7 protein-coding genes are annotated in these 11,101 nt (G+C 35.2%); 1 reads left to right on the top strand and 6 read right to left on the bottom strand.

Annotated features, from left to right (window positions below; genetic code table 11):
- Window positions 1-168: 168 nt before the first annotated feature.
- Genes HT708_RS08125 through HT708_RS08115 form a run of 3 tightly spaced genes read right to left on the bottom strand, consistent with a single transcriptional unit; the run spans window position 169 to window position 2,511 of the window.
- Window positions 169-1,644 (bottom strand): PTS galactitol transporter subunit IIC, encoded by a 1,476-nt coding sequence (locus tag HT708_RS08125; RefSeq protein WP_000338717.1) that lies wholly within the window; start codon window positions 1,642-1,644, stop codon window positions 169-171.
- A 47-nt stretch (window positions 1,645-1,691) separates the two neighbouring features.
- Window positions 1,692-1,997, bottom strand: a complete 306-nt coding sequence (locus HT708_RS08120) for a PTS sugar transporter subunit IIB (RefSeq protein ID WP_000590563.1) — start codon at window positions 1,995-1,997, stop codon at window positions 1,692-1,694.
- A 37-nt stretch (window positions 1,998-2,034) separates the two neighbouring features.
- Window positions 2,035-2,511: a PTS sugar transporter subunit IIA gene (locus tag HT708_RS08115; protein WP_165852425.1), complete on the bottom strand. Its 477-nt coding sequence runs from the start codon at window positions 2,509-2,511 to the stop codon at window positions 2,035-2,037.
- A 172-nt stretch (window positions 2,512-2,683) separates the two neighbouring features.
- Here HT708_RS08115 and HT708_RS11910 point away from each other — a divergent pair, with 172 nt between their 5' ends.
- A complete protein-coding gene (locus HT708_RS11910) occupies window positions 2,684-2,857 on the top strand; it encodes a hypothetical protein (RefSeq protein WP_007285086.1) in 174 nt (57 codons plus the stop codon).
- Here HT708_RS11910 and HT708_RS08105 read toward each other — a convergent pair.
- The 3 genes from HT708_RS08105 to HT708_RS08095 all read right to left on the bottom strand — a co-directional run.
- The gene (locus HT708_RS08105; RefSeq protein WP_100104719.1) at window positions 2,827-3,135 is read right to left on the bottom strand and encodes a hypothetical protein; all 309 of its coding nucleotides are present in this window, start codon (window positions 3,133-3,135) and stop codon (window positions 2,827-2,829) included. The two genes, HT708_RS11910 and HT708_RS08105, sit on opposite strands and share 31 nt — an antisense overlap.
- A gap of 481 nt (window positions 3,136-3,616) precedes the next feature.
- Window positions 3,617-10,183 carry a S8 family serine peptidase gene (locus HT708_RS08100; RefSeq protein WP_172926245.1) on the bottom strand — a complete coding sequence of 2,189 codons (6,567 nt, stop codon included), beginning with the start codon at window positions 10,181-10,183 and terminating at the stop codon, window positions 3,617-3,619.
- A gap of 577 nt (window positions 10,184-10,760) precedes the next feature.
- The coding region (locus tag HT708_RS08095; protein ID WP_172926244.1) for a transposase at window positions 10,761-11,101 on the bottom strand (341 nt) is incomplete at its 5' end.

Here is an 11,101-nt window from a genome sequence, read left to right as displayed (position 1 = left end):
TTTGAGCAACCTGCGGCTAGCTTCCTAGTTTGCTCTTTGATTTTCATTGAGTATAATTCAATTACCATTATTTTCTCCGATTTCTTGATAGTTTATAAAAAACCTAGGCTGTCACTCCTAAACAGTATGACAACCTAGTTTCAACAATTTACATTTTATAGGAGCGCATTATTTTGCTTTTGCTGCGTACTCTTCGTTACGTTTAATCATTTGTTTTCTGTACCAAGCAAAGATACCGATATAGAATACAAGGAAGACTACTGCACCAAGAATTGCTTTGATATCACCAGTTGTAGTGTTACCAATTGTCCAACCAAGAAGTTTTTCGATTGGTCCTTCAAGAGTAGAGTGAGTAATCAATTGAGTTTGGCTCACACCTTCTGGGAAGGCACCTACACCTTTAGCAAGTTCTGTTGCAAATGGCGCAATAAGTGTACCTGAAAGAAGGAAGAGTGGCAACAAGAGTGTTCCGAAGATAATCATACGGAGCAATTTACCACGCGTTACAACCAAGAGAGCTGGAGTAACACCCATAGCGATGATACCTGCAAGTGGCAAGATACCATTTCCAACTTTTGAAAGAAGCACTGCTTCAATCAACATGATTGGTGCAAGTACGTTGGCACAAGCCCAGATTTCAGCACGACCAGCGATGAATGGCCAGTCAAGACCGATATTGAATTTACGTCCTTGAAGACGTTTAGTAGCAACGTTTGTAATACCTTGTGATAGTGGTTCTACGGCTGCGATGAACCATGAACCGATAAGTGAGAAGAGTTCCAAAGATACACCGGCAGTCAAACCAAGAGACAACCATCCTTTGATAACAAGACGCCATTTATCTGCATCTGCAACACCTGCAATTGGATGTGGAGTTCCCATAATACCGATAACGATACCAAGGATGAAACCGATGAAGAATTTAGATCCCCAGAAACCGATTTTCTTGTTCAATTTAGCAGCATCAAAGTCATATTTATCAAGGCCTGGGAAGAATTTTTCAAAAATCTTATCCAAAACCATGATAACTGGGTTCATCATGTAGTTCATGTGAGTTGATGTCATTGGTGATGAACTTGGAGCGTTAAGAAGGTCATCAAATGTAGGTTTCATCAAGTCAGAGTTGATAATTTTCAACACACCAACAAGGACGATAGCTGCTGTAGCAATAAAGAGCGAAACCCCTTGACTCACACCATTGTTATCAGCATACCATTTAATCAAGAGACCTGTGATAGACAAGTGCCAGATATCAAAGATATCGACATCAAGTGTATCGGTTTTCTTCATAGCAAGCATCACTACGTTGACAATCAACATGATGAGCAAGAAGTAAAGTGTCCAAGCAGATCCCCAAGTGATTGTTGCGAGTGGTGCCCAACCAACGTCGGTAATACTCAATTGGATACCAGTGTTTTCAACGAATTTTGCAAGTGATGCTGAGAAAGCACCATTTAGCATACCGATGATAGCACCGATACCTGTAAGAGCGATGGCAAGTTTGATACCACCTTCAAGCGCTTTGGAGAATTTCACTCCAAAAAGTAAAGCCAATACTGTCAAAATAATTAACATGATGACAGGTCCACCCATTTCTAAGATGGGATTGAAAACCTTTCCGATTAGGTCAAAGATTGCATCCATAACAGTTCCTCCCTTTTTTATGTTATATGAATGTTAACAAATTAGAATTAGCTTAATCCGTGTTCTTTAATAGCTGCTTCAATATTGTCAAATACTGGAGCGCTCATTGCTGGGATACGGAATAAGATTGGTCCAGCTTCGATAACTGGGATACCTGGTTCAAAACCAAGGTCTGTTGCAGCGATTGGTGTAAAGATATCGTAACCTTTCATAAGGTCTTCGTTTACATCTTTGACCATGACTGCATCACAGTGAACATCATAACCACGGTTTGAAAGTTCTTCTTCTAGAGCACTTTTAATTTGGTGACTTGAGTTAACACCTGCACCGCAGGCAGCAAGAATTTTAATCATTTAGATTTCCTCCGATTTTATTTTTTAATAGACAAGATTAAGCGGTTGCTTCAGCAATGTAAGCATAAAGTTTTTCTGGTTCGGAAATTTTTGATAGGTCTTCAAGATGTCCATTTCCTGTGAAAAAGTCCATCAACTGAGCCAGAATATTTGTTTGACTTGAACTTGAGTTATTGATGATAAAGAAGAGCAAGGATACTTCTACTTCCTTATCAGGAGCTATCATATTGTGGAAGGTCACAGGTTTCTCTAATCGAACAACCACCACTTTCTCAGCTAGATTATGAACAATATCTGTATGAGGAATAGCCACATTCGGCAAATCCTTACCCAAAAATTCCATATCTAAGCCAGTTGGAAATGACTTTTCACGCGTGATCAAGGCTTCACGATAAGTTGGAGTCACGATTTCTCGTTCCTCCAATAAAGTAGCAACCTGATCAAAGAGATGTTCTTGATTATCCGCTTCTAAGCAAAACACAAGGTTTTTACCAAAGAAATGATCTAATCCCATAAGGTTTTCCCTTCTTTCCATTAACTTTATGCTATAAGTATAACACTATATGTAATCGTTGTCAATAGTTTTCTGTTGATTTTTGTCTTTTTTATGCTTTTGTTGTGTTTATAGTTTGTTATATAAAAATAAACAAACAAATATTCCAAGTATTTTTCTGTTCTAATACTCAATGAAAATCAAAGAGCAAACTAGAAAGCTAGGCACAGACTGCTCAAAACACCGTTTTGAGGTTGTGGATAGAACTGACCAAGTCAGTAACCATATCTACGACAAGCCGACGTTGACGTGGTTTGAAGAGATTTTCGAAGAGTATTATTTTCCTTCTTTATCAGGAAATAGATAGCCAATCCCTACACAAGCTAGGACGCCTGCTCCAATCACCAAGCCACTTGAAATTGGCAACAGATCCAAAATTGCATTTGCGATGATAAAGGCAATAATCAAACACATCAGACTAGCCTTGTAGTCTTTTTTCAAAAGATTCTCTAGAGTGAAAAAGAGGAACAGACCCACCGGAATCAAAGACCATAGGCTGACATTCAAACTTGGCCAGCCAACAGAACCAAAATACAATACTGTCACTGCTGCTAATAAAAAGACAATTCCCAATAATTTTTTCATTTGTTTATCTCCAATTTTTTTATGAACTTGAGTTCTCTGATAGTGAAGCCTCACGTCCCTTACAAAAATCATTATAGTAGAGGTCAGTTTCAAGAACAAGTTCTTTTGCCTATCTGGTCTCTATATCAGTCTAAGTGGTTAAATAATGGCGATAAAATAAGGAAGCAGGTGAAAAACTACCTCCCAAATGAAAAGGAATTAAGCAACCAAACGCTACTTAATTCCTTGAAATTGTCTCATCACCTCTATTAGCCTTTAAATTTTGAAAGACTCTATTTGCTAATCAATATTTGTCAATACTAACCCTTTCAATCAATTCATTAGTTTTCTAAACTAAGTCTATTAATAAATCCAAAAAGAGTATCAATAGTAAAGTAAACTAAATAATTGAGTTATAAATAGCTATTTTCACAAAACTGTTTCATCATCACACCATCTCAGTACATAAACCATTTTTTCATCTATAGCTTTTGTCTTAATCTTAATCTTTTTTCTTTAATCCAAGAAATGCACCTAAGGTAAACATTATTCCGGCAACCAATGACGTGAAGACTTCGCTAACTGTTCCGGTTTTTGGTAACCTATCATTGTTAGTAGTTGATTTACTATCAATATTGGTATCTTTATTAGCTATGTTCTCTGGTTCATTAAGATAAACTTCCTTCTCATTTTCAAAGTTTTTATCATTTTTATCAGGAACTGGAGCTGTAACATCCTTAGTTGAATCAGATCTTTGACTTTCATCTAATTGACTATAATTTACTTGTACAGGAACTGTAGTTTTGACATCTTTAGTTGAATCAAATTTGTGTGAATGATCTTCTCTTTGTAAATCCTCTTTTCTGTGACTTTCATCTAATTGATTATGATTTGCTTGCACCTTATCTTTCTTTTTGGATACATCAAAAGTAGGTTTATTTTCCTCTTCCTTTTTCTCCTCTATTTTCTTGAATACAGGTTTTATAAGGGTATCTTTTGATAGATTAATAACATAACCAGCATCTTTTTTGCCTTCGACACCAGAAATTTCCCAGCCATCAAATTGATATCCTTTTTCTAATTCACCCTTATAAACAGGTAAAATGAAATCTTCTTCCGACACTATCGTTGAACTCATTTCTTTTCCATTTTGAATGGTCACAGTCACCCTATGAGGTTTTAGTTCGCTCACCTCTCCCGTATCTTTATTTAAAATAAATTCTTTTACGGTTGTATTTCTTGCGAAATCTTTTACAAGAATCTTAATATTTAGTGTCTTATCTGTTAGTTGTTTAATATCATCAAATGATGTATATTCTTTTCCATTTACATAAATATGTTGTTCTTGAATCTCACCATCGAATCCATTATTTCTTTTATCATTGATGTTAAAGACTACAGATTTTCCATCAGCATATTCGATACTAGTATTTCCCTTGGGATCAATGTTTACTTCTGGTTTAACATTATCATATAAAAATTGATAGTGTACTCCAACCGCTTTCGCATTCAAATTGCTATAGCCAGTTTGCAGATAAACATTTCCATCCATATCTGTTACCTTATCTGGAAATCCGTTTGCTTTATAATCTTTCATCCCCCAGTCCATGATGTCACCGTCTTTAACATTAAGCTTAACGTTAAAATCTCTAGTGTTATCAATGTGTAAATCTCCGTAGATTAAATAATTATCTACAACCGATTCATTAACTCTCAATTCCCAGTTAAAACCACCCTTATCAGAAATCTTACCTCTTAAATAAAATTCTGGATTTCGTACATAAATTTTATTAGATTTAGATGGATTAAAGTAGTTCTTATCCATTGAAAGGTTTACTGGTTTGGTATCAATAAATAACATGGAGCCATCTTCTTTTATAGCTTCTACATTAGAATATTCCTCCCCATGATACTCTTTATTATCTTTACCAAATAATACAAGTTTAGAGGAATCTGTCACAAGATTTCCATCTTTATCGATTGCTTCCCCTTTATCATTCATGTTAAAGGTAAACACTTGATATCTTACAATGTTAAAGCCGTCCAAAGCCGACATTAATACTGATTGAGTGCTTCTTCCATCTTTAACATTTCTACTATCAGCATAAATTGTTGTTTCTGAAAGGACTCTTAGATTAGGATTGGCCTTTTGTATTTTTGCTATATCTTCATTGCTATAGACTCCATTTCCTTCTAACATATCCGTTTTTCCAGGATTATAGGTAGTCACTTTTAGTGCATAGCCTTTTCTCAGAATGATATTATCCTTTAATAGATATTGTTGTTTTTCTGAATCAGAATAGATTTTACCAGATTCCATTTCAGTTAAATTGTTTGGTTTGTTTTTTGAAAGATCACCTTCTCCTAATTCTATTACATTCCCATAACTTGATGCATAGGGATATTCTGTTTTAGTTTCCCTATTTTTTTCAGGCATTCTAATTTTAGTTTTAGCTTTTGTTTTACCCTTATCTTTTACAAGGATATTCATATCACCCGTAAAGGATAGACCATCGACTACATCATTTGTATTTGCAAATAAGTCAAAGGTTAGAGTTTTAGTTTGTGGGTCGTATTTACTTGCCTTAATTTCTATTAATTTGAAGCCATTGCCATAGTAAGCCTTAGCATTTTTGGATACATTACTTACTTTTCCAAGAATTTCAAAATGTCCATCCTTTGATGGGCTTAATACTCCACCAAGTTTTGATTTAACATCATCAAGTTTCTCAGTTTCATATTCTAGAGCACTCTTATCTTCATAGGCAGTTATATTTCCTTCATCGTCATATTGATAATCAAGCTCTACTGTTCTTTTTCCACCAGTTACAAAGTCATATTCTTCCCTATATTTCTTTTTAATGAGTTTCTTTAGGTCTTTATTTTCAAAGTCTCTAATTGTTGAAATAGTTTTATTTATTTCAAGGCTAGCTTCTCCCTCAACTGAACTTTCTTCAGCTGGTTTTGAATCTTCATCCTTAGCTTGATTATTATTGGTATTTTCCTCTGGGCTCTTTGCATTTTTGAGTTTTTCTTCAGAAATTTCACCTAGTTTTTCATATTTAGAAGCATCTTTGTCAGGATCTACTAGGTAATAAGAAATCATTCCTTTTTCATCAGCTTGGTCATCAAATTTAATTCTATGGATTTTGGTGAAGTTGCTTGCACCATCTAGGGCGATTACTTCGATGATTTTTCCTCTTAAATCTCCTGCTCCGCTAATTTCGTAGATAGTATTTCCATCTTTATCAAGCTTCCTATTTCTTCCCTCACCCTCTCCGGCGTAAGTTACATCAAGACTTTTCTCAACATCTCCATACTTATCGACAAGAGCTGCACCTGCGTACCATACTTCGTTGGCTACTTCTTCAAATTTCTCAGGATGTTCTTTTTGGTCTCTAGCAAACAAGGTTTCGTGTTTGTACTCATCCTTTACCTTGTGGTAGGTATCTTTTGCGATCAATTTAATTTTATCTGGATTAGAAAAATCAATTGAAATAATTTTTGGAGCTGTATTATCAATTTTTACTGGTATATAAGAAACTTGCCATGGATAATCCTTGGTTAATCTATATTTGAATTTGTAGAAGTATTGACCCTCAGCTATTGATTCAAATTGTCCTCTTATCCTAGTAGCTGGATCTTGGTTATCCTTACTTTCTGGTTCATTTTCTTCTCTACCTCTAGGGTTATAGATGAGTCCATCCCACTTCAAATCACCCCAAACTTTTAGTTTAGATGATTTGATTCCCTTTGCATCATTGCTTTTAGAATTTAAAATTCCTCTAATAAAGTGTTCTCTCGAAATGACTTTTAAGTCTCTTTGATTTTCTCCCTCTTTATTTGTATTTACTATTGAAATCAATCCTTCTTCTGCACTTCTTAATACAAGTGGAGAAGGGGTTAATCCTCTTTCTAGTGAAACACTTTGTGGTTCTCCCTTTGAGTCAAGTGGATATACCCTAGCAACATTAGATCCACTAGTGGATTCTGCATGAATACCTTGGTTGTTAAAGGCAAATAAGTCTGGGTCTTGGTCTAGTGATGTAATATTTTTATCTTTTCTGTTTTGAATAATAGCTGCTGGATTAAATTTATCTATACCATGTTCTCCACCAATACCCTTGTTCAAGGTTCCAGGAATTTTCGGTTTACCATCATCATCATAACCTTCCATTGTTTTTGATTTTGAACCCTCTTCCCAGGCCCATTTATCAAGGATTGGTTCGTGGTTCCAATTCCCAGCAAATCCCATTAGAGGCATCGACAAAGAAGGTTGGAAGTTTATTTTCTTCCCGTTAGAGTTTAGAGCTTCCATTTCTTCCACTGACTCAAAATGAATAAATGATTCTACAAATTTATTTTTGTCTTTAGCCTCTCCAACATTTATAACCGCATTCAAATCAAAGCTAGAATTTGCGCCTATAGTGAAAGTATCATGCTCAAATGTGATATTTGCTCCTTTGATTTTTTCTGGATGGATTTCTGGAACAATTTGCTTCCCATCTGGAGATTTTTCATCTTTATATGTTTCATCCAGTTTTAATCTGTCAGTTAGAGAATCTGTAGTTATCGCTGATGCTGAAACTTTAAAGGTTAAAGGTCTGTCTGATGTATTGTGAAGCTTAACTGTAAAATATTTTTCTTCTCCTTTTATTTCTTTAAGAGAAATAGAACCATAAGAGTTTACCAAACCTTTAGAATCCTTGTTTTTGAAAGTCGCTACAACTTCATTTCTCAAAGCATTGGCAACATTAATTAGCCCTGCTCCCTGTTGTCTAGGTGATGCAAAGTATTGGCTTTTTTCTTTCCAAGACGTTGCGTCCATCATAGGTCGCGCAGTATTTTGTAAAGCAATTTTTGTAAGACTTGTAAGGTCTATTTTGTCATCTCCCTCAAGATTTTTCAATACAGGTCTTTCAAGCATTTCCTTTAACTTCGGTCTAATCAAAACAGTAGAAGCTGCTACGATTGGAGTTGCCATACTAGTTCCTGACATATAGCCATAAGTTGATTTCCCATTAATGACATTGAGAGTAGATTTAATGTTTTTACCAGGTGCTGAAACATCGGGTTTTAAAAGTAAATCTACTCTTGGCCCCCAAGATGTGGATCCTGCTGGAACGATGATATCTTCTTTATAGAGTTCTTTGTCTGTGTCAGGTGCAAACTTAAAGTCAATCTCTTTTTCGTCACCTACATTCGGTTTGTTGGAATTAAAACTTTCCATATCAATTGGATAGTATTGCTCCAATTTATCTTTAAAATCTTCTTTATTATTTCTTTTGACTTCAGTTTTTTTATCAGGATTAATCATGTTCCATAGCTTTACACCATCATCTCCTGAAATTGAAAACACTTGACTTTTAGTACCTTCATCCGCTTCATATCCCATAGCTGGAAGCTCTGTCCAATTATCTCTATTGTAGTAATTGACAGTATTTACAACCATAATGGCGCGTGCGCCCTTATCCGTAGCTTTTTTAAAAGCATTTTTTAAATCCTTTGTATAAATTCTATCCATTACTGCAATTTTGCCCTTAAGATCCAAACCTATCAAATCTTGGTCTTGGCCCTTGCCTATATATACAAATTTCAATTTACTAGGAGCTTTTGAACCATCTTCATTTGTTGTGATTTTATTCTTATCGAAAAAGGCCCCTATATTTCTGTATTTAAAACTTTCTCCACCTATGTTAACTTTATCAAACTCAACTGTTTGATTTTTAGCAGATGCAACCGCTATCGCATCTTCATGTGCTGCTGTTCGCGTTACATTTCCAGTGTCGGTCATTTTCAGATGATTATTTGCCACTAAATCCCAAGAAGAACTTGAAGCAGAAGTCGCATAGTTACCCGTAGCGACAACCATTGGAATGCCTGCTTTTCTTAATGCTCTAATAGCTTGCCAATATTTCTCACCTACAAGACCTGTTCCTGTAAAACCAGATGATACCGAAACAACATCAACGTTGTGTTTGATAGAATCTTCAATAGCATGAAACATTGTTTCATCCCCTGCGAACCCAGATCCTGCGTCAGAGTACATTTTATAAGAGAAGATCTGTGCATTAGGTGCAATTCCATCTATGCCATTAAAGTTCTTGATGTCTTTTTCAGTATCATTTCCAGCAAGAATCCCTGCAATATGCATCCCATGGGGATCAAAATAATCACTTCCATCATCAGCTCTTTCTACGGTAATTTTACCACCATTATAATAATTAAAAGCATGAGGAATTTTATCACTCAACCAATAATTTTTATCAGTGCCTTTTAAGTCTTCTTTTTTAAATCTCATTGAGGCTTTGGCATCATCATCAATCCTCATGGCCTTATGCCTATAATCTGTCCCGGTATCGATATTTGAAATGACCATACCTCTACCATCAAAGTTTTTCCCAAATTGAGCATTAATGGCCTTTAGGTAATCGATAGCCTCCTCAACTCCAATTTCCTTTCTGGCATGATTCATCATGGGTTGGACTTTTTGTGCCCTTTCAACCGATGAGATACCTTCTATGTGTTTAATTTTGTCCAAGTTATCTGGAGTTGTTTCTATGGCACTACCGTTAAAAATTCTATCATAAGTATATAAAACTTTTGTATTCTTAAGACTGGATAGTCCCTTGATTGCTTTTTCTCTAGACTCTTCATCTTTAAATTCAGCAATATAGACAAGTCTATCCTCTTTTTTGGGACTTTCTGAGTCTTTACTTGCAGACGAGTCCGCTTTATCTCCTTGGGATTGATTGGAATTTTCTTCTTTGCTTGTTGCTTCTTCATTGCTAGTGCTATTGTCTATCACAGGATTTTTACTAACAACTTCTTTTTCCTCAATAATTGTTGTTTTCTTTTCTTCAGTATCCTTTGAAGCTTCTATAGCATGATGAATCTCTTCATGTTTCTCTTTATTTTCTGTTTCCTTATCTACTACTACTTTTTCTTTATCAGAGATATTTAAAGCATCTTCAGAGCTAGATATATCTGCTAAGACTACCTTATTAGGGGCATAGGCTGCTAAAATAACTGCAGCTGTGGTTAATGACAATACTGTACTTTTTTTCATTTTAATTCCTTACATATTTATTTAACTTCCAATAGATAGAAAACTTTAACTTTGCTAGCCTTTGTTATAAAAAGTTTTACTAAGTATTATCTAGGAAATAGAGTAGTACATTTATATATAATTGTTAGCTCTCCATAAAAATAGTATATCATTTTTTAAATTTAAGTCAAGAAAAATTAATATGTGTTAATTTATTTTTTAATACACATTAAAAATATAGAGTCAAAAACTTTCGTAGTTAGCTGGGGTACATTGTCAGAACATTCACACCATCAAAAATAGTAGCAATCAAATTGAACCACTACCAAAATCACAAAGTCAAACATCATTGATGAAATATCAGCGCTATTAAACAATATAAATAACCGCTAAGAATAAGACTTAACCCCAAATCATTCATACCTCTCTCAACTAGATGTGACTTACAAAACCCCTGACCTCATGAGCCACTTTCTTCCTCCTCATGAGGTCAGTTTTACTTTCTGCTGTTCCAGTATCGTTTTTCCTCGCTAGATTTCCTCAAAAGGGCATACTCCTCCCTTGGTGCGTCACACGATTTTTTCATCTCGACTGTTCTTTAATGTATCATTAACGACGCTTTTCTTCTAGGTGGTTCATAAGGAACAGGAAGATTCAGGTTGACTTTTCTAATCCTAGAATAAAGTGCTGAAAACAATTCGGAATAGGCATAGAGACTAGACAATTTGAGGAGCTGCTTGCGTCCTGTTCGAACACATTTTCCTACCACGTGAAGAAAAAGATGGCGGAAGCGTTTGATTGTTAAAGTTTGGAAGTCACCTCCAGCTAGATGTTTGAGAAAAAGATAGAGATTGTAGGCGATACAGCTCATCATCATACGAACTTCGTTTTTGATTAAGGTTGAACTATCCGTTTTATCGCCAAAAAATCCCTCCTTCA

Origin of the sequence: Streptococcus sp. 3613 (genome assembly GCF_013277375.1) — a bacterium.
In the GTDB taxonomy this organism is placed as follows: Bacteria; Bacillota; Bacilli; order Lactobacillales; family Streptococcaceae; genus Streptococcus; species Streptococcus pseudopneumoniae.
This window is presented reverse-complemented; position numbering and strand designations above follow the sequence as displayed.